This window comes from Allobosea sp. GW821-FHT12C12, assembly GCF_058807355.1.
Map to the genome: position 1 here is coordinate 1 of NZ_JBXAQP010000024.1, position 26063 is coordinate 26063.

General features: G+C 64.2%; 17 protein-coding genes and 1 pseudogene. 10 read left to right on the forward strand and 8 right to left on the reverse strand.

Features of this window, described 5'->3' with window-relative positions:
- A pseudogene (locus AC1RRW_RS21595) lies at positions 1 to 164 on the reverse strand (P-type conjugative transfer ATPase TrbB); the annotation flags it as partial.
- A gap of 807 nt (positions 165 to 971) precedes the next feature.
- On the opposite strand from AC1RRW_RS21595, the gene AC1RRW_RS21600 reads away from it, so the two are divergent.
- The 6 genes from AC1RRW_RS21600 to AC1RRW_RS21625 all read left to right on the forward strand — a co-directional run bounded on the left by AC1RRW_RS21600 (position 972) and on the right by AC1RRW_RS21625 (position 8850).
- Positions 972 to 2213 carry a cysteine desulfurase family protein gene (locus AC1RRW_RS21600; protein WP_492903693.1) on the forward strand — a complete coding sequence of 414 codons (1242 nt, stop codon included), beginning with the start codon at positions 972 to 974 and terminating at the stop codon, positions 2211 to 2213.
- Positions 2128 to 3147 (forward strand): DUF4007 family protein, encoded by a 1020-nt coding sequence (locus AC1RRW_RS21605; RefSeq protein WP_492903694.1) that lies wholly within the window; start codon positions 2128 to 2130, stop codon positions 3145 to 3147. The genes AC1RRW_RS21600 and AC1RRW_RS21605 overlap by 86 nt, the downstream gene beginning before the upstream one ends.
- Entirely contained in the window at positions 3144 to 6446 is a 3303-nt protein-coding gene (locus AC1RRW_RS21610) for a hypothetical protein (RefSeq protein ID WP_492903695.1), read from the forward strand. The genes AC1RRW_RS21605 and AC1RRW_RS21610 overlap by 4 nt, the downstream gene beginning before the upstream one ends.
- Positions 6446 to 7279, forward strand: coding sequence for a phosphoadenosine phosphosulfate reductase domain-containing protein (locus AC1RRW_RS21615; protein WP_492903696.1), 834 nt, complete (start codon positions 6446 to 6448; stop codon positions 7277 to 7279). The genes AC1RRW_RS21610 and AC1RRW_RS21615 overlap by 1 nt, the downstream gene beginning before the upstream one ends.
- 130 nt (positions 7280 to 7409) lie before the next feature.
- Positions 7410 to 7991 (forward strand): hypothetical protein, encoded by a 582-nt coding sequence (locus tag AC1RRW_RS21620; protein ID WP_492903697.1) that lies wholly within the window; start codon positions 7410 to 7412, stop codon positions 7989 to 7991.
- Between the two features lie 55 nt (positions 7992 to 8046).
- Positions 8047 to 8850, forward strand: coding sequence for a hypothetical protein (locus AC1RRW_RS21625; protein ID WP_492903698.1), 804 nt, complete (start codon positions 8047 to 8049; stop codon positions 8848 to 8850).
- 66 nt (positions 8851 to 8916) lie between these two features.
- Here the strand turns inward: AC1RRW_RS21625 and AC1RRW_RS21630 are convergent, their stop codons facing one another.
- The 3 genes from AC1RRW_RS21630 to AC1RRW_RS21640 are packed head-to-tail and all read right to left on the reverse strand — an operon-like array spanning position 8917 to position 17605.
- Positions 8917 to 14301: an FtsK/SpoIIIE domain-containing protein gene (locus AC1RRW_RS21630; RefSeq protein WP_492903699.1), complete on the reverse strand. Its 5385-nt coding sequence runs from the start codon at positions 14299 to 14301 to the stop codon at positions 8917 to 8919.
- Positions 14298 to 15842, reverse strand: a complete 1545-nt coding sequence (locus tag AC1RRW_RS21635) for a methylation-associated defense system protein MAD7 family protein (protein WP_492903700.1) — start codon at positions 15840 to 15842, stop codon at positions 14298 to 14300. Before AC1RRW_RS21635 ends, AC1RRW_RS21630 begins: the two co-directional genes overlap by 4 nt.
- Positions 15843 to 15844: 2 nt before the next feature.
- Complete coding sequence (locus AC1RRW_RS21640; RefSeq protein WP_492903701.1) at positions 15845 to 17605, reverse strand: hypothetical protein; 1761 nt, start codon at positions 17603 to 17605, stop codon at positions 15845 to 15847.
- A 496-nt stretch (positions 17606 to 18101) separates the two neighbouring features.
- On the opposite strand from AC1RRW_RS21640, the gene AC1RRW_RS21645 reads away from it, so the two are divergent.
- Entirely contained in the window at positions 18102 to 18398 is a 297-nt protein-coding gene (locus tag AC1RRW_RS21645) for a helix-turn-helix transcriptional regulator (RefSeq protein WP_492903702.1), read from the forward strand.
- Here the strand turns inward: AC1RRW_RS21645 and AC1RRW_RS21650 are convergent.
- From AC1RRW_RS21650 to AC1RRW_RS21660, 3 genes are all read right to left on the reverse strand, one after another.
- Positions 18352 to 19608: a tyrosine-type recombinase/integrase gene (locus AC1RRW_RS21650; RefSeq protein ID WP_492903703.1), complete on the reverse strand. Its 1257-nt coding sequence runs from the start codon at positions 19606 to 19608 to the stop codon at positions 18352 to 18354. The two genes, AC1RRW_RS21645 and AC1RRW_RS21650, sit on opposite strands and share 47 nt — an antisense overlap.
- A 291-nt stretch (positions 19609 to 19899) precedes the next feature.
- A complete protein-coding gene (gene guaA / locus AC1RRW_RS21655; protein ID WP_492903704.1) occupies positions 19900 to 21480 on the reverse strand; it encodes a glutamine-hydrolyzing GMP synthase in 1581 nt (526 codons plus the stop codon).
- 50 nt (positions 21481 to 21530) lie between these two features.
- A complete protein-coding gene (locus AC1RRW_RS21660; protein ID WP_492903705.1) occupies positions 21531 to 22829 on the reverse strand; it encodes an RsmB/NOP family class I SAM-dependent RNA methyltransferase in 1299 nt (432 codons plus the stop codon).
- A 168-nt stretch (positions 22830 to 22997) separates the two neighbouring features.
- On the opposite strand from AC1RRW_RS21660, the gene AC1RRW_RS21665 reads away from it, so the two are divergent.
- Positions 22998 to 23141, forward strand: coding sequence for a hypothetical protein (locus AC1RRW_RS21665; RefSeq protein ID WP_492903707.1), 144 nt, complete (start codon positions 22998 to 23000; stop codon positions 23139 to 23141).
- A 149-nt stretch (positions 23142 to 23290) separates the two neighbouring features.
- Here AC1RRW_RS21665 and AC1RRW_RS21670 read toward each other — a convergent pair whose 3' ends face one another.
- Positions 23291 to 23767: an Lrp/AsnC family transcriptional regulator gene (locus AC1RRW_RS21670; RefSeq protein WP_492903709.1), complete on the reverse strand. Its 477-nt coding sequence runs from the start codon at positions 23765 to 23767 to the stop codon at positions 23291 to 23293.
- A gap of 117 nt (positions 23768 to 23884) precedes the next feature.
- On the opposite strand from AC1RRW_RS21670, the gene AC1RRW_RS21675 reads away from it, so the two are divergent.
- Positions 23885 to 24130, forward strand: coding sequence for a DUF6356 family protein (locus AC1RRW_RS21675; protein ID WP_492903710.1), 246 nt, complete (start codon positions 23885 to 23887; stop codon positions 24128 to 24130).
- 242 nt (positions 24131 to 24372) lie between these two features.
- Complete coding sequence (locus tag AC1RRW_RS21680) at positions 24373 to 26061, forward strand: ArnT family glycosyltransferase (RefSeq protein ID WP_492903712.1); 1689 nt, start codon at positions 24373 to 24375, stop codon at positions 26059 to 26061.
- Positions 26062 to 26063: the final 2 nt, after the last annotated feature.

Consider the following 26063-nt stretch of genomic DNA (forward strand, 5'->3'; position numbering starts at 1 on the left):
AGTCCCTCGGACAGACGGTCGACCCAGATGCGACCATCCGGATTCAGCATCACCTCGACGACGGCCGGGTCTTCCAGGAATCGGGCGATGGCGGGCCCGAGCGCCGTGCGCAACATGCGTGAGCTGCGCGCGCGCCCTTCCGTGTTGGTGTGCGAAGCCGCCATCTTGCCCCCGATTTGGTCGGGAACCGTTCAGACGGCCCCCGGACGGGGTTGATTAAGAGAGCCCGAAATCCAGCCAGTTCAACATGTTTTAGACGGAGGAGTAGCCTAGCGTGCAAATACAAGAGAAAGGCGGAAGCAGAGCTTTCAAAAAGAAGCCCGCGGCCGCCGAAACGGCGCGGGCGGGGTTGGGAGGAGCCGCAAGGAATTCGACACATAGGACGTGCTGACCTGCGCTTGCCGCGAACCAAACACCGTCGCCACCTTCGACGCCGCCCCGTCTCTGGCATGCGGAACGGCCACGACCTCGCCGGCCTGCTAGGCTGCGGGAATAACTGCTGAAGCGGACATTCCCATTGTCAGCTAGGGGTGATCAGCGATCATGAACTGCGACTGATCCCGGTGCACCGCGAACTCAACCAACATCCTCGTCACATCAAGGTGCGATAGATCGTGAGATCGACGCATTTTGCCGAGTGCATAACCACGAGGCTCGGCAGAGACTCCACCTGGGCAGGCCACCGAAGTGCATCCGGTGGCTCTCGCGCATCTATAATGGCCGCAGGATTGAAGCTGGCGATCCCCGCGCGCGCTATGCCGTCCTAGGCGAGCTGCGGATGGCGCCGCGCGCGATAGAAAAGAGAAGAAAAGTGGAACATGCGTGCACAAATTTTGCACACCATACCAAATTAACTATTTGAAATAATTGGATAATCTATCCAATCCATCAATAGCTGGATATTAGACCGGCCAATCTCCATGCAGGTGCCCACTACGTCTGGCCGCGCTAGGCACCGGGCACCTTGTCCCTTGGAAGTCAGCCGTCCTGCCGTTACCGTCCCGGGCATCGACAAGACATCATTTAGCGATTCCCTTATCGTGGCCCACGGACCAATCTATCTCGACGGTTTCGCCACTCAGCCTCTGGCCCCTGAGGCACGGGCGGCTATGCTGGCCGCTTGGGACCTGCCCGGGAATGCGGGATCTCCAAATGGCGCTGGCGAGGGGGCGGCCGCGATGGTGGCGACGGGCCGCGCGGCGGTGGCCGAGCTCATCGGGGCAGCGCCCGCGGAAATCGTCTTCACCTCCGGAGCCACTGAGGCGAACAATCTGGCGCTTCTCGGCGTAGCGCAGGCCTTGCGAACCTCTGGATCGACGCGAAACCGCTTGGTCGTCTCGGCGATTGAGCACAAGTCGGTGCTTGAAGCCGCGCGCTCCCTGGCCGACGCCGGTCTCGAAGTCATCCACGCGCCGGTGGATGCGGCCGGTCGCCTCGACCTTGCCGCCTTCGCCGATCTCGTCGATGAGCGGCTCCTGCTGGCCTCAGTCATGATGGTCAATAACGAAACGGGCGTGGTTCAACCCGTCGCCGAGGCAATCTCCCTCGCCCACCACTATGGCGCCCTTTTCCACACCGACGCGGCGCAGGCGGTCGGCAAGCTGCCCTTGGATGTGGTCGATCTCGACGTCGACTACCTCAGCATCTCCGCCCATAAGTGCTACGGCCCGATGGGCGTTGGCGCGCTGTATCGCGCCTCAGGGGTTCCTGACCCGCGTCCTCTGCTGTTCGGCGGCGGCCAACAGCGCGGTTTACGGCCTGGAACCGAACCGGTCGCCCTGATCGCCGGCTTCGGCGCAGCCACGAAGTCCGCAGCCAAGAGCCTAGCGCAAGGCGCGCTTGCGGCGGAGGCGCTATTCGACCTGTTCCTCGACCGTCTCGCCGCGCAGCAGCTTCGTTTTACCCGAGTCAGTAACGATCATGCGACGGTGCCGGGCGGTGGCGCAATCAGTATTGAAGGCGTCGATGCCGACGCTTTATGCGCCGCGCTCGGTAAGAAGGTCGCCATCTCTACTGGATCCGCCTGCACGTCTGGTCAACTCGTGACGTCACATGTCCTTGATGCAATGGGATATTCTCGTCAAAAAGCTAATCAGGTCGTTCGACTATTCTTTAACCGATATCTAGATGAACGCGCTGTATCCCTGGCTGCCGACGAATTTTCTGCAGCCGCAGCACGCTGTCGGCTTGCCACTGGAGGGTTTCACCAGTAGCCTTCCCTCAATGAGACGAGAAGCAATCTACGCCGATTCCAGAGGGCAGTTCACGGGGCACGAGACCTTCCCGTTGCGCCTCCTATGGCTGAAGAAGGTCTTCGATGATGTCGGCGACGGCGCCCCGTCGAGAACATTCCAAGAACAAGATGCTATTGCACGCTTTGGCGTCGGCCGCAACATGGCCGTCTCGATGCGCCACTGGGCTTTGGCCTCTGGATTCTTTGAAGAAATCGACCGCATCGTGTCGCCGACCCCGCTGGGCCGACTTCTATTGGCCGACGACGGGCTCGATCCGTTCCTGGAGCGCCCGGCCACTGTCTGGCTCTGTCACTGGCACATGGCCGCGACCCCGGAGATGACTACGACGGCTTTTCACGCCTTCAACGCCCTGACAGCGATCGAATTCGATCCACCGACCTTGGTCGACGATCTGCTCGAGGTCGTGACTACTAAGGGTTGGCGAGCGACGCGAGGCACGTTGAAACGAGACGTCGAGGTCTTCCTGCGCAGCTATGTGCGCCGCGGCGACGCGCTCAACGAGGATGCGGCCGAGCCGCTGCTGGCCGAGCTCGGCCTCGTCCGCGAGGCGCGATTGGGCGGCTGGTACGAGTTCGTTCGCGGGCCGAAGCCGAGCCTCGATGACGGCGTCTTTGCCTATGCCCTAGCCGATTTCTGGCGCCGCCAAGGCGGAGCCAGCACGCTAGCGGCCGAGCAAGTTTGCTTCGCGCCAGGCTCGCCAGGACGGGTTTTCAAGCTCGATGAGGATAGTGTGATCACCCGGCTAATGCACCTTCACGAGCTGACCGATGGCGCTTGGCAATGGACCGACACGGCCGGCCTTCGACAAATTCAAAGCCGCGGCGATGTCGAATCCTTGGCCTTGGTGGCGGGGGCTTATGGCGCGACCATAAAGGTCGAGGCAGTAGCGTGAGCCTGCTCTCCGAGACCATCTCGATCGATCGCCGATTCGCCCGCTCTGCGCGCATTGACGCAGACCTCAACGGCACGCCGCCGCTGGTCGGCTATGTGCTGCAGGCCAGCGTTGCCAAGTCCCTTACGGCCTTGGCGCAAAGCCAGGCAGAGCATCGCCAAGGCGCCTTTACTTGGACAGGCCCCTACGGCGGCGGCAAATCCAGTGCCGCCCTCCTCCTCGCCAATCTCGTGGCCGGGAAGACGACGAACCGCTCAATCGCGATCGGGATCGCCGGAGAGGACTTGGCGGCCGCCTATGCAAAGGCTTTCCCGGAGGATCATGGGCCGTGGAAAGTGGTGGCGGTTACTGGCAGCCGCGTCGCCCTGCGTGACACTCTCGCCGCGGCGGCGGCTGTCACTTTCGCGTGGACCGACCAACAGCGGGACGATGCCGCTCAATCCGACGCGGCCCTGATCAGTGCGATAAAGCGCGCCGGAGCCTTGTGCTCGAGCGGAACGCTGATTGTGCTCGACGAACTCGGCAAGCTCCTCGAACACGAGGCACTGGGCGGTGGCGACATCCACCTGCTTCAGGATCTCGCCGAGCACGCGACCCGCAGCAAGGGCCGCTTGGTCATCATCGGCATTCTCCACCAATCGTTTGATCAATACGCTGCTCGGGCGGCGCGTGACGCTCGTCAGGAGTGGGCTAAAGTCCAGGGCCGTTTCCACGACATCGCCTTCCTGAGCGGTGCCGATGAGACCGTGGCTCTGCTCGGACGTGCAATCAGCAGTCCGCCGCCGCCCGCCGGATTCCACAACCTGGCGGCCGCGACGGCGGAGGCCGTGGCGCGCCGACGCCCCACAGAGGTGGAGACGCTCTCGGCGGCTCTCGCGGCGACCTGGCCGCTGAACCCGGTCACCGCTCTTCTCTTGGGTCCGGTTTCACGCGCCCGGTTTGCCCAGAACGAGCGCAGTGTCTTCGGCTTTCTGAGCTCCGCCGAACCGGCCGGTTTTCAGGAATTTCTTGCCACGACCAAACGCGGCGCCACGACCTATGGACCCAATTGCCTGTGGGATTATCTGGCCTCCAACTTCGGGATGGCACTCGCGGCCGGCCACGATGGCGGGCGCTTCAGCCTAGCCTTCGAGGCGATCGAACGCGCCGGGGCCAAGGGAGGTGCGCTCCATGTCGCCCTGACAAAAGCCGCCGCCGCCCTCGAGTTCTTCCGAAACGGCTCGGGCTTGGCGCTGTCCGATGACTTCCTCTCCTTGTCGTTCCCCGAGACTAACGATGACGCGCGCGGCCGCGCCATCGCCGACCTTCTGGATTGGGCGGTACTCATCAAGCAGCCCCGACTTGGGGGCTATGCGCTCTTCGCCGGCAGCGATTTCGACCTCGAAGACGCGATAACGCGGGCGACCCTACCCGTCGACGCCACCTCGCTCGGCAGCCTGCCACAGCGCGTTGGGTTCGGCGTCGCGCCGGCCAAGCGTCATTACTTTATCACGGGAGCCCTCAGGACGTTCGCCATTTCCCTACAGTTGGCTAGCGAGGACGTGACCGCAGAAGACATCGCCAACGCCGCGGCGGCCAAGACCGGCCGTGGAAGCGGCCAGATTGTCCTTGTGCTCGGTGACGGCAGCGTCGATCCCGGCAAGGTCGAGACCGTTTGCAAGGTCGCTGCCAAGATTTTGAAGAAGGGCGGACAGGTCGTCGCTTTTGGCGCGGCGGCGAATAGTTATACGCTTCGGGACAGCGCTGCGGAGCTTGCAGCCGTTGAGCGTGTCCTTCGCGACCATCCTCAATTGGAGGGCGACCGCATCGCCCGTCGCGAACTGGCCGCTCGCCATGCCGCTTGCATCGACCGTCTGCACCGCGCGCTTGAGATCTCGCTGGAGAAGGCGAAGTGGTGGCTGGCGCCAGCCCCTGCAAAGCCGGTTCGCGATTCCCTCTCGATCGTGGCCAGCGCCTTAGCGGATGCGGGCTATCCCGCCGCGCCCATCCTCAAGAGCGAATTACTGCAGCGCGACCGGCCATCATCCAACTCGATGGCGGCGTTGCGCGAGCTCTGCCATGCGATGGTCCTTCGGGCCGATCAACCGAACCTCGGCATCACCGGGTTTCCCGCCGAGCTCGGCCTTTATCTGACCGTGATCAAGCCGTTCGGCCTGCACAGTGAGCTTGAAGCGGGCCGCTTTGGATTCACCGACCCTCTGACCGAGGGGCAAGGCGCTTCCCTGTGGCCTGCCTGGCGTGTTTTGACAGCGGAAAGCGAAGTCAATCTCGGCGAGGTCTTCCGTATCTGGTCAGCGCCGCCATTCGGCATCAAGGCGGGCGTCATGCCCGCCTTGGCGCTCGCTTATATGCTGGCGCACCGCGAGACGGTCGCGCTCTATGTCGACGGCGTGTTCCAGACGGCGATCGACGACGTGACCGTCGACCGCCTGCTGCAGCGGCCGGACGATTTCAGGTTGAAGGCCATCGACCGCACAGTCCGAGAAGCGGCCTTCCTCGGCGGGCTCGCAGCTTTGTTCGGCGTCGAAGACGCCTCAACCTCGCTGCCGATCGCCCAGGCGCTGTTCCAGCGCTTTGAAGCTTTGCCGCCGCATGCGGTTCGCACCGGCCGCGTCAGCGACCTCGCCCAGACGGTCCGCCGCACGGTCCTGAAGTCTCGGGATCCGGAGGCGCTGCTCTTCGATGCGCTTCCGAACGCGCTTGGGGAGGCACTCTCGGCTGAGATGGTTTTCAGCGCCTTGCTGGAATGCGAAGTCATCTATCCGGAGCTTCTAGACGAGATGCGGGTCGCCATCGCCAAGGCACTGGGAGTCTCGCCGGAAACGTTCGCCGGCCTAACCGAGCGAGCGGCGACGATCAAGGGCCTGACCAACGACTACGCTTTCGAAGCTTTCGCCGACCGGGTGGCGCGGCTTGAAACGGGAGGCGACATCGAAGGCGCCCTGAGCGTATTGCTGCACCGTCCGGCATCCAGCTGGTCAGACCGCGACCGTCAGCAGGCGCTCACCGAGGTGGCCCGCTATGGACGCCGCTTCCGTGAACTTGAGGCCTTGGCTGTCGTCCGGGACCGCCGGTCGCATACCGAGACCCTCGCGCTCGTGGTCGGCCTCGATCCATTGACCCAGCCCATATTGCGGAGCTTCGAGCTAACCGACACGGAAAAGGAGGCTGCGGCCGGCTTGGCTGAACGGGTCCTCAAGGTGTTGCAAGCCGAGCCAGACGGCGAGCGTCTGCAGCTGGCGGCTTTGGCGCGCGCCATCGCAGCCTTGGCCGCCGACAGCGAGGCGGAGGCGGCATAATGGAGCGTCATATTCTTGGGTTATCCGGTGGGCGCGATAGCGCCGCTCTCGCGGTCTATATGCGCCAGCACTTCCCCGAGCTGCCGCTCGAGTACTTCTTTACTGATACGGGCAAGGAGCTGCCAGAGGTCTACGGCTTCCTCGACCGGCTCGAAGGCTTCCTTGGGCAACCCATCGCCCGGCTCAATCCTGACCGCGATTTCGATTTCTGGCTCAAAGAGTACAACAACTTCCTGCCCTCGCCCCGGACGCGGTGGTGCACGCGCCAGCTCAAGCTCCGGCCGCTGGAGCACTGGCTGCGCGCAGACCTCGAGGATGGCGTTACGGTGCATTCCTACGTCGCGATCCGAGCCGATGAGCCAAGCCGCGAGGGGTATCAGTCGACCCATCCCAACATGAAGGTCCATCTGCCGCTTCGCGATGCCGGAATCGACCGGGCCGGCGTAGTCGAGATCCTCGACCAAGCCGACGTCGGCGAGCCGGCCTATTATCGGTGGAGATCTCGCTCCGGCTGCACCTTCTGTTTCTTCCAGCAAAAGATCGAATGGGTGCGGCTGGCGGAAAACCATCCCGATCGGTTTGCTGAGGCCGTCGCCTACGAGAAGACCTCAATGGATGACGGGTCTCCATTTACCTGGAGTTTTGGCGAGAAGTTGACCGATCTTGCGGCGCCAGCTCGCGTCGAACAGATCAAGGCTGACTACGAGAAGCGGCGCGAGCGGCTGCACCGGAATCGCCCCGCCAACCCGCTTTCTGCGCGCCCGCTTGAGACGGTGGACGATGTGTACGGGATCGATGAGGCCTCCGGCGGATGTGTGATCTGTCACAAGTAGGCCGACTTAGTTCGAGGATGGGATGGCGCGCGAGAGATTAGATTGGAGCGGAGTTGTACGGTCCGTTCGTGGGAATCGCGCCGGTAGAGCGACCTACTACAAGCCGGTTTGCGTCATAGCTGCCATCGACTTGGCCGACATCGGGCGGCTTGATAGCGCACTGCTCCACTCCGAACTCATCGTCCGGCGCTTTGGCGAATACGTTGCTGTGGCCTTTCCTGACCGCGCCTCGGCAGGCTGGCAGCCCCTGTGGTTTCTTGCCAACGACGGCCTGTGGAATTTTAGCAAGAAGGGACATCGCCTAACTCGCGACAAGATCCGAGAGGCGCCCTCCAGCAAGAGTAAGGCGTTCGCGCGTTTCGACACCCACGCAATCTCGCCGGAATATCGAGCGCTCTGGGAATCGACGGCGCAGCGGAAGATTCTGCGGGAGCAAATGCTGCTCATTCTGGCGCGGGATTCTGAAAATCGGACCTTGTTGAGGGCCCTGTTCGACGCCGAGGCCTTTAATGATCCAGACCGATGGCCATCGGATGAGGCGTTAGAACTGCAATTGCAAGAACTCAGTGGGCAGCGCGATCTCTTTCGAACGGCGCAGGACGAGCCTGTAGACCCGCCGGGCGTTCCCATCACCCCCCCCCGCAAGTCGGGCACTTCTCGCCTTCGAAGTCGACAAGCTGCCGAAGGCCTCGGCCGTCGGCCCGACGTTTGAAGAGACAGGCCAAGCGCCGATCAGGCTGACGGCGCCGCCGGCCCCGGAAAATCCATTGGCGCGCACGGACTTGCACGAGGCGCTCGCCGCCAAGTGCCGGCACCTTGAGTCCCTCGCAGCCGGGTCGAACCGTGCGAAGCATATTCTGCCGGCGCTGCAGAGCTTGGTCTCAACGCTCAGCGCGTCGCCCTCGCAGTCGAGCAGCTATCTCATCTGGTCCCACGGAAATACGCTGCGGCGATTGCACGACGCTGAGCTGCGCGCAGCGGCCAGCGAGGATCCTGAGGCACCTCCACTCCCCGATCGTTTGGCCGTGCTGCTAGGCGACGTCGTCGAACAATTCAACATCTATGCGGTTGCGGACCCTATCGTTGGCTTGCTCGATCGAGCGAAGGCCGGTCCCGAAAGACGATCCAAATCGCTCCAATCGTTGGAAGCGGGCGCCGAGTTCGCCCGAGCCATTCGAGAAACTCCTGGCATCGTCGAACCCGAGGCCGCTCAGGTCCTTGAGGCGGCGACGGTCGCCGCGCTAAACGCCGAGGCCACGCCGAGCTTCAACGCAGACCAGGCCATCGTGAACGCGGTGGAGATTCAGCGGAACGGCGCTCGCGCTATCCTCATCAATGCACTCCATGAAGTGCGCAACGTGTTCTCCAAGGTCAAAGCGCTCGCGAAACCTGCGGCGGAAGGCGCAGCAAAGCAGTTCGGCGCCGAGATCATTAAACAGCTTCCTTTGGCCAGCTTCGTGGCCGGCACACAGGAGATCTTCAGAGCGATTTGGCAGGGCGTTGTCGACTCCAACCAAGTTCAATATGTCATTGGCCTCATCCGCGACCTAATCAACCAACTGCGGCCCTAGCCTTTGCGTCGGCGAAGTGCCAACCGCCGCGCACCAAGGCTATGAAGAGTCGGCGCCAGCCGGCGTCTAATCTTCACGACCGGCATCGCCGCGGCGTATGGCTTCGACGGCCAGATCGATGTCGTCGTCCGACAGGAACGGCGCTTGGGCGTAGATGATGTTTGGCTCACCGCTAAGACGTGCCGCCATGTGGCCGAGACCTAGCAGCTGCTCGGCACCTTTCACACCCAAGGCGATCTCGGAGGTTCCGACACTAGCGACCTTCAGGATCAAGCGGTTGCCGAGGTTGTCGCGCAGCTGCATCGGCATGACGTTCGCGTCGGGGCGTTGGGCCGCGAAGATCAGATGGATGCCGGCTGCCCGAGCCTTTACCCCGAGACGCGAGACATTGGCGGTAACCGCCGCCTTATAGTCATCGCTGAGCATCCACTCGGCGAACTCGTCGTGCACTAGGAATATCCAGGGCAGCTGCTCGGCCGTGTCGACCTTTCCATTGTAGGTGCGAATGTCACGCGCGCCACGCTGCCGGAAGAGGTCGTAGCGCCGCTCCATCTCTACGACCAGGCCTTCCATCACCTCAATCGCGCGGGCCTGTTCGACCACCACCCCGCCTTGCAGATGTGGTAGCCGTTCAATGGCTGCGTAGTCGACGCCCATCTTCGGGTCGATCAGATAGATATAGGTCAGCTGCCTCGTATTGCTGGCGGCGATATCCAGCAGCAAGGCTTGGATCAACACCGACTTGCCGCTGCCCGTCGCCCCCGCGATCAGGGTGTGTGGCTCGTGTTGCGCGCCGCCAGCGAAGGGGCCGCCGAGGTTTAGGTAGAGGATGTCGCCGTCCAGCTCCTTGAGGCCCAGCACAAAGGAGGTGTTGACCCCAACTGCGTTGCGGTTGAGCTCGCGCCGTGCCCAGACGTCCCACATGGACACTGTTTGGCGCTGCGGCCTAGCGACACCGACTACGATCTCGCCCGGCAGCGGAGAGATCGATATTAGGCGAAGTCCGTGGGTCGTCAGCAAAGCCGACTGCCGCGCCTCGATATCCTCGACCCTTAACCGGTCGCTGCCCTGAAAGCGGACCAACGCCGCGTTCGGGGTCAGCCGGCTGCCAACGATCTTGGCCTGCAGCGAATAACCCATCAGCGCGCTGCGGAGCTTCTGGGCGGTCGTCCCCAGCCAAGCCTGGTCGTCGACGGTATCTTCTCGCGCTTGTTCAGCTTTCTGTTGGATAAGATCCGCTAGGGCGTCTGGCACTGACCGCGCCGGCGCCACTGAAGGCGCGGTCAGCGTCAGCGGAAGGATGGGCACTGGAGGCTCGGCGGGTGCGGCGACCGGCGTCATGGCGCTGCCCTTGTCGACGAGGGTGGCCGGCGCCCACGGCGCGGCCGGAACGACGCCAACTACTTCGCCGTCATCTCTGTCCTCGTCCTCGTCTTCGGCCACGAACGCCTGGACGACAACCGGCTTCGGCAGCGCTGACTTCGGCTCCAGATCGATCGCCTTGGTCCAGTCAACCCGCGAAGCCGGGGTGCGGAAGCTCTCTGATCGCCACGGGTGCTCAATGCCCAGCGCCTCGCGCGCGGGCGTAAGGGGTGCGTTGGCCTCATAGGCCTTGATCAGGGAGCGCAGACCCTCGCGCGTGAAAGTCTCCTGCAGTCCACCTGCAATGTCGGCGATTTCTTCTTGCTCGCCCAAACTGCTCGCATCGGTGGCCGGACCTGAGATGAAGATGTGGGAATAGCCGCGCAAATCAATCGGCACTCGGCCCTGTCGGATTCCAATACGCACCCGCTCCAGCAGGCTGGAATGGCCTAGGGCTGCCGTCCCGTCGAGGAGCAGGTCGGCGATCCGTGAGAGCCAGAGATCGCGATCGAGCCTCCCGGGGTCTCCGAACAGGGCGTCGTCTATCCGCGCGACCGTCTGGCGCAACTGCTGGCGAGATTTTCGGCTCGCTTCGGCATGGCCGGAGGCGTCAATATACTTTGCCTCAGTGACCAAGGCCCGCAAGCGTTCGGCGCCCGAAGCGTCCACCCCGACGCTCAGCGCCAGGATGTCGGCAAGTCCCTCCTCGCGCTGTCCTAGCCATTCAGCATAGTCGTCGAGGAGGAACCAGGCGACCGCGGCGCCCTGGCCAAGCTCTTCCGCCACCAACGCCCGACTAAGCACTAGGCCAATCAGTTCGCCGGCCGACAGGCCCCTCTTGGCCGCTCGCAGCACGATGTCGCCGGAGACGGCGTTGGCTTCGCCGATCATGCGATGAGCCAGATCCGACAACCGGTCGTCGGGCAGCCCGAGGCTCAGTTCGGCCAGACGGCGGCGCACCAAGACATGCAGCAGTCGCAGCTCGGAGGTCGATGACACCACCATGTTGCGACCATGCGTCCGCTGGCGCCGGTAGCGGATGACACTGATGCCCTGGGCCGCCAGTTGCCGCTTGTCGAGGAGGTCGTCGTAGGTCGCGACCCATTCTGCGAGCCCGTGCACCTCGTCGAACATCGACTTCAGGCCGTGATCTTGGAACGAGATCTGCCGGGCCGGCAGATAGTGTTCGTTCGCCCCATGCGACTGACGGCGGATTACCCCAGCGACAGCGTCGAGATATGCCCATCCCGCGTCAGGTTGACGGGGACAGGTCAGGTAGCTGGTGGCCTTCAGCTCGTCCTCGGCCGTCACCCGCCGATAGGACCAGCGCGACGGCGTATGCTCTAGCAGCGAGGGATTTTGCTCCGTGGCTGGGACGGAGAACCACTGTTCCTTAGCCTGGCGCGAGACGACATCATGCAGGAAGGCGACATCGATCTGCCGGCCGGCTGTGTCCTTCCGGGCCATGCCGGCGTCGAGCATCACGCCGATCCGCAGCTTCGACATGAAGTTGCGCGAGGTCTCGCTGACCACTACCGCGTCCGGGTCACCTTCCGATTTCTCCAGGAGTTCGGAATAGATCTGGGCGAGCCGGTTGCGGTCGCGATGACGAACCAGGACGTTGCAATGCACCTCGTCCTCGTCATGCATGGTGCTGAGCGCGTTGACGGCCGCGAGCGGGAGACCCGCCGCGTCGCAGTTGTACAGCATGACCCTGAGGTTGGCCCCCGTGTGCGGCTGCAGATCCAAATAGCGATCAAGGAGGCTGCGGATCTGGCGGGAGGCCTCGCCCGGGTCCACGTCAGTGCCGGCTTCGGCCGGATCGCGCACCGGCCGCTCGAACAGCGAGTAGTCATTGACCGTGCCGGTCTCGGACAGGAGCACTGGCTCGGAGCCGTCGTATCCGACAGCCACTTCCGGATAGAGAGGGTGTGCGAGCTCTTCGCGAAGGTCCGAGAAAAACAGCCGGGAGTCCCCGAAGTTCACGTCGTTGTCCGACAACAGATAGTCGGCCAGACCCGCGGCCGAGCGCATCTTGACGGCGCAAGCCGCCAAGCGCATCGGATGCCAAGGGGAGATAATCGCTGAGGGCGCGGCGCCGGTGATCTGAACCGTACCAAGACCGAGGATCGGCTCCCACAGCTGCTGGCGGTTGATGTCTCCGACCGCATGAGCCGTCAGCTCCCGCAACAACGCACCGTAGGCCTCGGCCTGCTCCAACAGCACCGGGTCGGCATAGCCTGTTCCCGACCACGCCTGCAGGCCTCGCATGTAGGTGTCGGTGAAAGCGTTCCAGGCGACGGTGATTGCCTCGACTTGGGTGGGGTTAAGCCGCCCGGCCTGCGCCGCCTCCTTCAGGCGGCGCGGAACGAGCTTGCCAACATCCTCCCCGATGTTGATGCGCGGAATGAGGGAGCCCGCGTCCTGGCCGAAGGCGGGTTGCAGGGTTCCAACGTCGCCCAGGGAGACCGATTGCAGCGCGCCCTTGCGGCTCACCGGCAGGCGAGCGACGTTCGTACGTCGCAGCGGCCGCTCCAGCAGGCGGCGTACGTCCTTCGACAACTCCCCGCCGATCGCATTGGGCTGGCCTGCCCATTGAAGCTGCACGACTGCGCGCTCCGCGCCGCCGCCCGCCCCCACGACGAGTTCCACATCGAACTTGATCTGCAGGCTGGCCCGCGAGACTGACTCGTTGCGCCGATACTTCTTCCGTCGCTTCGCCCGCTCCAGCAAGGCTTCATACTCGAAGATGTAGGGCGCATCCCAAATCACGGCGCCGCCCATCAGGGCCGGTAAGCCGCGGTAGCGCAGCCCGAAGGCCAAACCGATATCTGCGTTCAGATCCAGCCACTGACTGCGCGAACGCCGGGTCGATCGAATGGTGAGCTTGCGCGGGCCGCCGACGGCGTTGACCTGGCCGAACAGTCGCTCGAGCACGAGGAGCAGCCCCGCCAGGAAGTCCGTACATTCGATGGGGCGGCCGAAGATGAACCGCTCCCACTTGGCGCGGAGCGGCTTGTCCTGACCGAGGTCGTCCCGGTGCGACTCAAAGAACTCGCGATCGTCGTCCCGCGTCTCCTTGAGAGAACGACCCTTCAGCGCCTTCAGATAATCCTCGTCGGCGTCGCTCAGTCGGCCGGGCAGCTCGAACTCGAAGAAGGTAACAGTGTCTTCGGCGAGCGTCGTCTTCTTCAGCTTCAAGCCGGAGAACACGAGGAGGATGTTCTCGGCCTCCCACTCAAACGCCGCCAACGCCTCAGCAGCAGTGCCCCAGCCCGACGGGGCAGCGATAAAGGCCTCGATAGCGGCGTGTGCAGCCGGGTCGATGTCGTCGCGCGATTCCTCGAACTGCGCCTGTAGCTCCTCAGCCTCAATGAGCTGCCTGTTCGGCCGCATCTTGGCCATCAGCGGCTTGCGATCACTGATGAGCTTATCAAACAGCTTTTTCCAGCGTCGAGGCTGATCGAGATCCTTGTCTTTAAGCCCGATGAAATAGCCGCTGTCGCGGGGCAGGTGCAGCGCGGGCAAGGCCCAGCCCAGCGCCTCCTGCACCGGCTTGGACTGCTCGAATATCCGCCGGCGCGTGAGGGCCACGAAGTTTGAAATCTGATGCAGCGTCCAGTCGTCGGCGTCGTGAAGGCCCCGCAGCGCCGCCCGCCACGCCGAACGCTGGGTTTCCGGCAGTCCGAACCCAGCGCTCGCGGCCTCGACCCACGGCCCGACATCTTCGGTCAGCTGTTTGGCCCCGATCAGCGTGACGTCGTGCAGCGACGCGCCTTGATCATCATCGGTATTCGCCATCAGCAGAGCCGGTTTGTCGCATTCGGCGTGGCGCACCGCCGTCGTCCGCTCGCTAGTGACCACATGATCGGGCAGGCCGAAGCCCTCGACCAAGTCCCGCGGGATGGCGATTTTCACCAAATCTTCGACGCCCGGCGCTTTCAGGAGCGCTGCTGCGATCGCCGCGACCTGTTCGGCGGTGAGCCGATCCAGCAGATATCGAGCGACGTCGTCTTCAGGCGTCAGGGCGGCCAGGCGCTGCTGAATGGAGGTCGCGCCGGCCGCGCCGATGAGGTCCGCAGGCTTCACGCCACATCCTCACGTTGGAAGGGGTTTTCGACATAGGCGCAGGAGTCTGACAGTCGCTTCAGCAGACCAAGGCTCGCCAGACGCTCCTCAAGCCGCAGCGCATTGTCCGAGAAGTCCTCCTGATCGGCGTCGCCGCTGTCGATGAAGGCCTTGGCTTGATGATCCCCAATGATCAAGCCATAGCGTTCGCTCAGCGTGGCTAGGAAGTCCTTGAACTCCATGCGCTTGGGCACGCAAGTCACTACCAGAGTCTTGAGCAGCCGATCCGTCGGCGCATAGCGCACGCGCCGGCTAGACCGACGCGACGACAGGCCGATAGCCCGAGCCCATGTCATGTGCACCTTGCCGACATGCTGCCGGTGGCGCACCGCTGCTTTTTCGACCAGCCGGTCGATCAAGGCCTCGGGCGGTATGCTGCGCTCGTCCTCGTCGTCCAGATCCGGCCAGTCAAAGGTGCGCCTAAGGAGCTCGGTGACCTCCATGCCCGCATCGTCGGACGCGATGGCCGCCTGCCACTCCGGGGTCTCGGTCGTCGCCCGGATGTAACGTTCCATCGCCTGCTGCGGGAGGGCGTTGTTAGTCTGATAGGAGTCGGCCGACAGGTCGCGGACCACAGACTTCTTCGGCGAGACGATCTCGCAGACCACGCGGGCGCGCTCGCGGCCCAGAACCTCGCATCCTCGGTCAAGCTGATAAAGGATCAGGTTCAGCCCAGTGACCGCCACGAGATGCGGGATCGCATCGTAGGCAGGAATCGGCAGGGCCAGGATGGCCAACCAATCTTCGGCTAGGCGGTCAAAGGCGGAATGGGTGGAACACGGCAGGAAGGCGCCGCCCCGCTCGACCTTGGCGTATTGCGTCTCGCCCTGCAGGGCGCGCACCATGCCATCGTAAGGGGCCGGATTCTGGAGAAACTGGCTGACCAGGCGATCGCGCAGAGCGTCCGCGCCCTGGCTTCGACACAACATCAGGTAGAGGACCTCACCGGTTCGGGCGAAGAACCGTCGGTCCGTCGTCACCCCGTTATTGGGCTTCACATTGACGTCCTCGTAGAGGCCGTTAGGCCCGAACGGAAAGACGAATTTGGAGCTCCAGCGCTTATTGCTGTCCCCCTCGATCGCCGAGCCTTGCAGGAATTTGATCACCGCCGCAAAGTCGCGGAAGGTTTCGAACCGATCCCGCAGATATGAGAAGTCTGGCGACTCTAGCCCGCCGGCGCTCTGCGCTATCTTTTCGAGCCAAGAGGCCCAAGCGATCTCGTCCGGCCGATCTTCCGCCTCCACCGTTATGATGTGGGGGTTGTTGAACACCAAGTTACGCAGCCGCAGCTGGGTTTGCGGACGATAACTTAAGCTATTCAACGCTGTTTCCTGCAACGCTCGCCCGGCGACGTGCTCGGCTAGCAGGACATTGAGGAATTCCAGGAACGTCAGCCAAGGCGACTGCTCGTCGTGGAGCCTGTGTCCCCAGATCGCTTCGTCTACCCAGATTTCTGGGCCAGACCGTTCTTCGAAATGCGTCGGCCGCGGCAAGACTTCCATGATCAGATGCGCACCATCACCCGACGCGGCGTCGCGCGCCCGTCGCTGTTCAGCTCGATGAACCGCAATACCAGCTCGTCCTCGTTGCCGACATCGTCGCCATCCAGCTTCCGTCGTCGCTCGGTCTCGCTCAGCAGGCGCGCCTTGAAAGCCAGAATATCCTCGTGACACTCGAGCGAGAAACTGCTCGGGAGGGCGCCCTCCGCGACGCGTCCGAGAAACTCAAATCGAGTCGGCGACAACTCCAGCCTCACCGGCGTATGGGCGTCGCCGCGAAGCAACCGCACGGCGACGTCAAACCCGCCCTGTTTGTTCAGCACCAAGCTGACCTCTTTACCGTCCTGCCGGGGGACTGAGATCAATTCGTCGAGCAGCGGACTGCGCTTGGACTGCGAGTAGCTGCCGGAGGTGGCTAGCACCAGATCGTCTTGGTTCTGCACCAGCATTCCGGTGAACACCCGATTTAGCCCACGAACGATCATCGGCAGGGCAGTCCGTGGCAACGGCTGTTTGGCCTTGAGCTTCTCGGCAACTTCGAGATAGAGGCCGGCGTAGCGGAAGACTGTCAGGTCCCACAGGTCGTAAGCCGAGACTAGATCCTCCGGCAGGGTGAAGAACATCCGCTGCCGCTGCGCTTTCAACAGCGCGAGGAAGGCCGATCGATCGCCCCTCTCCCCGCCCTCAAGATAGGCGCGCTGACCCTTGGCGTAGGTCGGCGTTGCTCCGTAGATCGGATCGCTCTGTACGAGGCTCTCATAGGCCTCGACATTCGCCGGATCGGCAGCTCCATAGACCAGAAGGTTGTCGACCCGATTGCTCGTCTCGGCGCCGATGCCGAACAGGTTGAGCTTCTTGAAAAGGTCCGTTTTTTCCGCCCGACTCGCCTTCAGATTCCCCCCGAAGGCGTTTCGGTAGACGCTCGCGAGGTCCGCCCTCCCCGACGCGACGATCTCGGGAACCTCGGCGCACGACATGAGCCCGTCTCGCCCGTCAGGGTGGCCCAGCAGGATGTTGGCGACCAGCGCCAGCAGCTGCCGCACGGGGAAGTGGCCCCCATTGCGTTCGCTGAGTTCAATTAGAGCGGTCAATCGCTGGCTAAACTGTGCGTGCCCCTCCGCACCAATCAGCCTTAGCCGGTTCTCGCGGATCGGGCAGCTCTTCGCCTCAGCCGCCGGGCAGTGGTCGCATCCCGCCCAGCCGTCATGGTCACCGATCGCATGTATGATGTCCAAGATCATCTTCGCCGCCGGAGCGCGGCTCAAATCGCTCAGCTGAAGACTTACCTCGCGATCGTCGCTCGCCCCGGTCACCAACAGGTCCTCGATCACCTCTGACAGCCGCCGGACCTCAGGCGTGTCAGGTGCGCCTTTCAGCTTCTCAAGCAGCTGACCGTGGTTGGCAGCCAGTAGATAAACGGTGTCGGCGGACGGCTGCGCGACATCGCGCGCAACCGCGCTGATCAGCGCCTCGCTCTCGGCATCGCGCAGCTCGCTGAGGTCCTTAACGATGACCAAGGTGCGTCTTCCGAGCGGCAGGTTCTGGATCTTGTCGCCCTTGTTCCAGGCAGATTCATCGCCCCCGAGCCCCGTCCAAACCTCGCGACAGTGGTAGGTTTTCCCGTCGCCGGCCGTGCCGGTGATAATCTGAGAGACCGGCTCCTCACTCCGAAAGTTTTCGAGCAGCGCGTCCAGAAATTGCGCGGGGAGAACAATCGGTTTGATCTTATGCCGCTTCAGCGCGCGCTGAATGGACTCGTCGTACATATTCCCATTGGTCGGTATTGGCCCGTAATTGCGCAGAAATCGCACCCACTCCGCTGCGGACGATGCATCCGACAAGGCGATTCTCCCCCGAGATAAGAACGCCTAGGCTAGCGATCCGTTTCTGCATGGCAATCCATGGCGAAATCGCACCTAATGAGCCTCTTACCGGAAATCGGCTGAGCGTCAGATTTGGATGCAACTCAATGGCTCAAGAGCGAACGTTTGAGCAGCCGCATGAACAGGACGGCCGCGAATACCGAAGCAGGGCTCACCGTTGGCCATTCATCGCACCCCACAGGCTGTTCTGACCAAGAGGGTACCTACGGAAGGGCGCCGTGTTCGCCAGATGCATCCACGCAGCACCTTATTGGGCTGCTGGCAACTATCCGATGTACACGCTACAGTCCTATATTCTTCGCCGGATTCGCGTGCAGACTTCATCTTCCTCGATCTATCTCCTTCTATCTCCTCAACCGCGATCGAGAGGAGATGCATCATGACCGCTATGGCGAACACGCAACTCAGAAGAACAATCAGACGGAAGGAGCTGCGTGAGATGGTGCCGTTGGCTGACAGCACGATCTACGAAATGGAGCAGCGGGGAGAATTTCCGCGACGCTTCGCCTTAACTCCAAGATGCGTGGTCTGGGACCTTGGCGAGGTCCAGGCATGGCTCGCCGCGCGGCGTGCAAAACCCATTCTCCGGGCGCCAAGTCCAGACGTGAAGCGACGTCGGAACCGTCCAGTCAAAGGGCCGGATCGGGCTGCAAGATCGGCATCGACGGAGGGATGAGCGTCGGTAGGTACTTCTGGCCATCGACCCAGGCGTCCACGGTATCAGACCATTCTTGCATCATGTGCCGCCGCTGAATTTCGTATTCGGCCTTGTTGTAGACGCCACGTGATGAGCGGCCGTCCTCGTGCGCCAGGCACTTCTCGATCCAATCTCTGTTGAACCCAAGCTCGTTCAGCAATGTCGATCCCGTCCGGCGAAGATCGTGAACCGTGAACGGTTCGAGCGGCAAGCCTTCCTTTTTGGCTTGCTCGACCACAGAATAAGTCACTCGATTGAACGTCGCTCGAGACATCGGTGCGTCCGCATCGTAACGCGACGGCAAGACGTAGCGCGAGTTTCCCGCGCACGTCTTGAGAGCGATGAAGATATCCAGAATCTGGCGCGACAGGTAGACGTTATGCGCCTTGGAGCGCTTCATCCGCTCTTTCGGAATCGTCCAGACGGCGTTCTCGAAATCCACCTCATCCCATGTCGCGTCCTGAAGCTCGCTTTTGCGAACCATCGTGAGCAGAAAGAGGCGAAGACCCAAACGGATGGTCGGCAGCGTGGCGACATGCTCCAATTGCCTCAACATCACTCGAATCTCCGAGGGGGAGAGCGAGCGATCCCTCGGCACGAAATTCGCGATCGAGGCCGGCCCCACATCGTCAGCGGGGTTGGCAATCTTCTCACCGTGGAGGATCGCAAATCCGTAGACCTGCTTCAGGATATCCCGAACGTGGATCGCAGTAGCTGGCGCGCCGCGTTCGACAATCTTGCCGCAGTGCGCCCGGAGATCGTCAGGGGTAATTTCCGTGAGCAGACGGTTGCGCCAGACGGGCAGTAGCTCGCGCTCGAAGATCGAGCGGCGCATGGCCCTGGTGCTGTCCGCCATCGGTGCCCCGGTCAGCCACTTCTCGCCGAACTCGCCGAAGCTCTTCGCCTCTTTGAGCCGACGCTTTTCTCGCTGCTTCTCGATAGCGGGAGAACGCCCCTCTCGTATCTCGCGCTTGGCGTCCAGGCACATCTCGCGTGCTCTCGCGAGCGATATGCCATCTCGCCCATACCTGCCGAAATAGACCGTCTCGCGGCGGCCATTGAGCCGGTAATCCAGGCGAAATGAGATCGCACCGCTCGGCATAATGCGCACATACATGCCGTCGCGGTCTGTCACCTTGTACACTTTATTCTTTGGTTTCAACGCCTTAAGGGCAGCATCCGTCAACATTCCAGTACACCTCCAGAAAAGTACCGTCAGGGTATTTTCCGAGGATCGCAGCGATAAAATCGATTTTATATCAATGTTTTACATCAAAAAAGTACCGCCACGAGCCTCATTTCTCACGACGGTACTTTCAAAAATTGAGCGGGACAATACGGGGCGGTCCGTCAGAGCGCACGAAAGACCCAATCGCTGCGCTGCGATAGGCCTCGAAAGCATCTGATAAGTTTTATTTTTTATTTCAGCCGCTTACAGTGAAGCGTGGCGCATTTTTGGATGTCCACGGATGGGCCTGAATCATTCCCACTCGATCGTGCCCGGCGGCTTGCTCGTCACGTCGTAGACCACGCGGTTGATGCCCTTGACCTCGTTGATGATGCGGGTCGCGGCGCGGCCGAGGAAGGCCATGTCGTAAGGGTAGAAGTCCGCCGTCATGCCGTCGACCGAGGTCACGGCGCGCAGCGCGCAGACATGGTCGTAGGTGCGGTAGTCGCCCATCACGCCGACGGTGCGGACCGGCAGCAGCACGGCGAAGGCCTGCCAGATCATGTCGTAGAGGCCGGCCTTGCGGATCTCGTCGAGATAGATCGCGTCGGCCTTGCGCAGGATGTCAAGCTTCTCCTTGGTGATCTCGCCGGGGCAGCGGATCGCCAGGCCCGGCCCCGGGAAGGGGTGGCGGCCGACGAAGGCCTCGGGCAGGCCGAGCTCGCGGCCGAGCACGCGGACTTCGTCCTTGAACAGCTCGCGCAGCGGCTCGACGAGCTTCATCTTCATGCGCTCGGGCAGGCCGCCGACATTGTGGTGCGATTTGATCGTCACCGAGGGCCCACCCGAGAAGGAGACGCTCTCGATCACGTCGGGGTAGAGCGTGCCCTGCGCGAGGAAATCGGCCGAGCCTTTGCCGTCTTTCGCGATCCTGGCGGCCTCGGCATCGAAGACGTCGATGAAGAGCCGGCCGATGGTCTTGCGCTTGGCTTCCGGATCGGCGCCGCATTTGGCGAGTTCGGAGAGAAAAAGCTCTTCCGCTTCAACGTGGACGAGAGGGATGTTGTAGTGGTCGCGGAACAGACGCACCACCTCCTCGGCCTCGTGCATCCGCATCAGGCCATGGTCGACGAAGACGCAGGTGAGCTGGTCGCCGATGGCCTCGTGGATCAGCACCGCCGCCACGGCCGAGTCGACGCCGCCCGAGAGCCCGCAGATGACGCGGCCCGCGCCGACCTGCTCGCGGATCTTCTTCTGCATCTCGGCGCGATAGGCCGCCATGCTCCAGTCGGGCGCGCAGCCGCAGATCTCGACCACGAAGTTGCGCAGCAGCCTGCCGCCGTCGGGGGTGTGCGCCACCTCGGGGTGGAACATGGTCGAGTAGAAGCGCCGCTCCTCGTCGCTCGCGACCGCATAGGGCGCGTTCTCGGACGTCGCCTTGACGCTGAAGCCGGCCGGGAGCTGCGTGACGCGGTCGCCATGGCTCATCCAGACCGGATAGCGGCCGCCCTCCTCCCAGACGCCCTCGAACAGCGCGGACGGCGTGACGATCGCGACATCGGCGCGGCCGAACTCGGCGGCGTGCCCGCTCTCGACGCGGCCGCCGAGCTGCTGCGCCATGGTCTGCTGGCCGTAGCAGATGCCGAGCACGGGCAGCCCCGATGAAAACACCGCCTCCGGAGCCCGCGGCGAGCCCTCGTCGGGCACCGAGGCCGGGCCGCCCGAGAAGATCACGCCTTTCGGCCTGGTGCGCTGAAAGGCCTCGGAGGCCGACTGGAACGGCGCGATCTCGCAATAGACCCCGATCTCGCGCACGCGCCGCGCAATGAGCTGCGTCACCTGCGAACCGAAATCGATGATGAGGATGGAGTCGTGGGTTTTTTCGCTCGTCATCGCGCTCGGTTAATGGATCGCGCGGGGGTGCGCAACGCCGGAAAGCTCCCTCATCCTACGCGTTCCATGCAGGCGAGATAGAACCCGTCCGTCCCCGTCCGTCTTGGCGAGAGCTGCAGGCCGTGCCGGGTCGCGAACCTCGCCAGCAGGCCGAAATCGACCTCCGGCGATGCGAGGACGGTCGCGGCGTCCAGCACCGCCAGCCCGCGATGGCGAGACAGGCACGCCTCGACCGCCGCGTCGTTCTCCTCCGGCAGCACCGAGCAGGTGATGTAGGCGATGCGGCCGCCGGGCTTCGCGAGCCTCGCGGCGCGGTCGAGCGCCTGCGCCTGGTCCTTGATGCGCTCGGCCAGCGCGCCGGGGCGCACCCGCCATTTCGCGTCCGGATTGCGCCGCCAGGTGCCGGAACCCGTGCAGGGCGCGTCGACCAGCACGAGATCGACCTCGCCTGCGAGATCGGCCAGCGGCTCGTGGCCGCGCGAACGCGGGATGCGGATCCCGACGATGCCCGCGCCCGAGCGCGCCAGCCGGTCATGCAGCGGCGCGAGGCGGCGGCTGTCGAGATCGGTCGCGAAGAGCCGGCCCTCGTTCCGCATCAGCGCCGCGAGCGCCAGCGTCTTGCCGCCGGCCCCGGCGCAGAGATCGACCACCGTCCGGCCGGGTCTGGCGCCGGCGAGCAGCGTCACCAGCTGCGAGCCCTCGTCTTGGATCTCGAATCCGCCCGCGAGGAAGTCCGGCTCGCTCTGCAGCGAGGGGCCGCGCCCGTCCTCGCCATGCCGGAAGCGCAGCGCATCGGGCGACCAGGGGCCAGGCTCGGGCGCAAGATGGGCGAGGTCGTCGAGCAGCCTGTCGCGGCTGGTCTTCAGGCGGTTGGCGCGGATGTCGATCGACGCGCGGGCGGCCAGAGCCTGCCCCTCGCCGATGGCGTCCGCCCCGAATGCCTGGACGAAGGCGGGCCAGAGCCAGTCCGGCACGTCGGCGCGGACCCAGTCGGGCGCGCCGTCCAGCGAGAAGGCGGCGAGGCGATCGGCCTCCTCCGGACTCAGCGGCGGCGGCGCATGGTTCTCGCCATTGCAGAGCGCGGCGATCTCGGTCGCGGGAAGCCCGCGCAGGCGCGCCAGCATGCCGAGCACCAGCGCGCGCGGCGTGTCGGCGTTCATCGCCCAGGCCGAGGACGACCGGCGGCGCAGGGCGTCATAGACCAGCGAGGCGATGGCGGCGCGGTCCTTGGAGCCGGCGAAGCGGCGCGACAGGCCCCAGTCCTTGAGCGCGTCGGCGGCGGGGCGGCGGCGTCGGATCAGATCGTCCAGCACCTCGATGGCGGCGCTGATGCGGGCGGCTGGAGTCATGGGCGTCAAGAAGTCCTGGTGTCGGCATCGAAACGGGCGGCGGCCCGCTTCGACAGGAATCCGGCACGACGCTCGGGAATGCCTGAGCCGAGGCCATGCTCTTGACGCGGTCGTTTCATAAGCGGCAAGACGTGGCAACCGCCTCTATGCGACAAAAGGCCCAGAACCATGCAGCGCATCACCCGTCTCGGCCTCGCCGGCCTCCTCGTTCTGGCGCTCGGCGCCTGCGCGACCCAGCAGCCCGACCTGACCCCGCCGCCGGCCAGGCCCCTCGACGCCAAGACGACGCTCGAGAACGGCCCGCGCCGCTGAGCACTTAAACCTCCCGAGATTTTCAAACTCGCTCCGGTGAGTCGGCTGGCGTGGCTTTCGAGAACCGGCGCGGAGCGGACTTATTGTCCGTGAGCACCGGAAGCGCAGAAAGCCGCGTCAGACGGCCCCCGGAGTAGAGTTTCAAAATCTCAGGAATAGCCGAGCGGCACTTCGGTCGTCTCCTTGATCTCTTCCATCACGAAGCTCGCGGCGACGTCCACCATGTCGACGCGCGCGATCAGGCGCTGATAGAGCCGGTCATAGGCCGCGACATCGGGCACGCGCGCCCTCAGCATGTAGTCGACCTCGCCCGAGGTCCGGTAGGCCCCGACGATCTCCGGCAGACTGGCGACCGCCTCGCGAAAGCTCTGGGCCCAGGCGGCGCTGTGCTGGCTGGTGCGGATGCGGATCAGCACCGTCAGTCCGGCGTTCAGCTTGGCCGCGTCGACCAGCGCGACGCGGGCGCGGATGACGCCCGCCTCCTCCAGCAGCTTGACGCGCCGCCAGCAGGCGTTGCGCGACAGGTGCACCAGCCCCGCCAGTTCCTCGATGCCGCGCGACGAATCGCGCTGCAATTCGCGCAGGATCGCCCGATCGAAATCGTCCAGCCTGAAATCCTGTGACATTTTCCTGCTCCGCCTCGTAAGGCGAGATGATTATCCCAATCTCGCGACAAATGACATCATTATTGGGAAGCGCTCCCGCAGGATTTGAGCGATTCTGACGTCCTTGGAGGAATTCCCATGGCACAGTCCGGCATCACAGAGCTTTTCACCCGTCATCCGGAAGCGGTCGGCGAGACGTATGGCGAGCATTTCGGCGTCGCGTTGCGGTATTCGGGCACGATGTTCAAGGCGGCGTCCTGCGCGCTCATCCATGCCTTCCTGCCGTTTCTCTTCGAGAAGACCGCGAGCGGAATCGTGCGCCGGATGGTCGCCGACATGGACCGGCGCACCCCGCCGCGGCCGCACGCCGTTCAGGCCGAATGAAAGCCGGACGATCGGCCGACGCCCCATCGAGGCGCGTGATGGCCGCTGCGCCAGCGCGGCTTGCTCCGATCCGGCTGACGGCGTAAATACCCGGCGAACTGCCGCAAGCGGCGCGGCTGCCTTGTTCGCGCCCGAAATGCGCGTCACTGCGGCCCGCCTGCGCATGCATTGCATCGCGGCTGCCCTTCCGCCGCATCCGGCGAAGACTTCAAGCGCGGCCTCGCAGGCCGCGAGGATCGCCGATGGTTTCGCTGACGCCCCTGTTCGACCGCCCGATCGTCTGGGCCAGCGCCAGCCATTGGCGCGCCTGCGCCCTGCTGCTGCTGCTCTCGCTCGCCGCCTTCCTGCCGGGTTTCCAGACGCTGCAGCCGCTCGACCGCGACGAGCCGCGCTTCGCCCAGGCCAGCAAGCAGATGCTGGAGACCGGCGATTTCGTCGATATCCGCTTCCAGACCGAGGCGCGCTACAAGAAGCCGGTCGGCATCTACTGGCTGCAGGTCGCGGCGGTGAGGGCCGGCGAGGCGCTCGGCGTGCCGGAGGCCCGCACGCAGATCTGGCTCTATCGCCTGCCATCGCTGCTCGGCGCGATCGCGACCGTGCTCGCGACCTACTGGGCGCTGCTCGCCTTCGTCGGCGCGAGGCTGGCGCTGCTCGGCGCGGGGCTGATGGCGGCCTGCGTGCTGCTCGGCGTCGAGGCGCGCATCGCCAAGACCGACGCCATGCTAGCCGCCTGCGCGGTCGCGAGCATGGGCGCGCTGGCGCGGGTCTGGCTCGACTGGACGCGCTCGCTGCCCTTCGTGCCCGACCGGCGCAACTGGCTGGTGTTCTGGGGCGCGACCGCGCTCGCCATCCTGATCAAGGGTCCGATCGTCCCGATGGTCTGGGGGCTGGCGATCCTGGTTCTCAGTCTCTGCCAGCGCTCCTTCCGCTGGCTCGCGCCCCTGCGCTTCGGCCGCGGCCTGCTGCTCTGCCTGCTCGTCGCGCTGCCCTGGTTCCTCGCGATCGCATGGAAGAGCGGCGGCAGCTTCTTCGCCGAGAGCGTCGGCCAGGACATGCTCGGCAAGGTCGCCGAGGGCCAGGAGAAGCATTGGGGGCCGCCCGGGCTCTATCTCCTGTTCTTCTTCGGCACCTACTGGCCGGCCGCAGCCTTCGCGGCGATGGCGGTCCCGTTTGCCTGGGTCCGGCGGCGCGAGCCGCAGGTGCTGTTCCTGCTCGCCTGGATCATACCGTCCTGGATCGTCTTCGAGGCGGTGCCGACCAAGCTGCCGCATTACATCCTGCCGCTCTACCCGGCGATCACGGCGCTGCTGCTGCTCGCCGCGGTCAACAGCGGCATCGATCGGTTCAGGCGCGGCGCGGTCGCGACCGCCTCGCTCGTCGTGATCGTGCCGCTCGCGCTGATCGGGGCCATCGCCTATGGCAACTGGACGCTCGACCGCACCCTGCCCTATCTGGCCCTGCCTTTCCTGCTGCTGGCGCTGTTCTTCGCCTGGCGCGTGGTCGCGGCCTTCCGCCGCGAGGATTTCGAGGGCGCGCTCTGGCGCGGCGTCGCCGCCAGCCTGATGCTCGGCATCGGCGTCTACGGTTTCGCGATCGGGAGCCTGCGCGCCTTGAAGCTCTCGCCGCGTCTGGCCGAGACGGTTCGGGCGGCCGGTTGCGCCGATCCGGCGGTGATGACCGTCGGCTACCGCGAGCCTAGCCTCGTCTTCCTCGTCGGCACGGACCTCGCCATGGGCTTCGACGGGCAGGCCGCCGCCGCGTTCCTGAACCAGCCGGGCTGCCGGGTCGCGCTGGTCGAAAGCCGGGCGCTGGCCGGCTTCGAGGCTGCGCGCACGCAGCTCGCCCCGGCGCCGCGGCTGGCGACGACGATCAGCGGCTTCAACCTCAACGGCGGACGCAAGCTCACCATCAGCGTCTTCGTGAAACCCTGAAC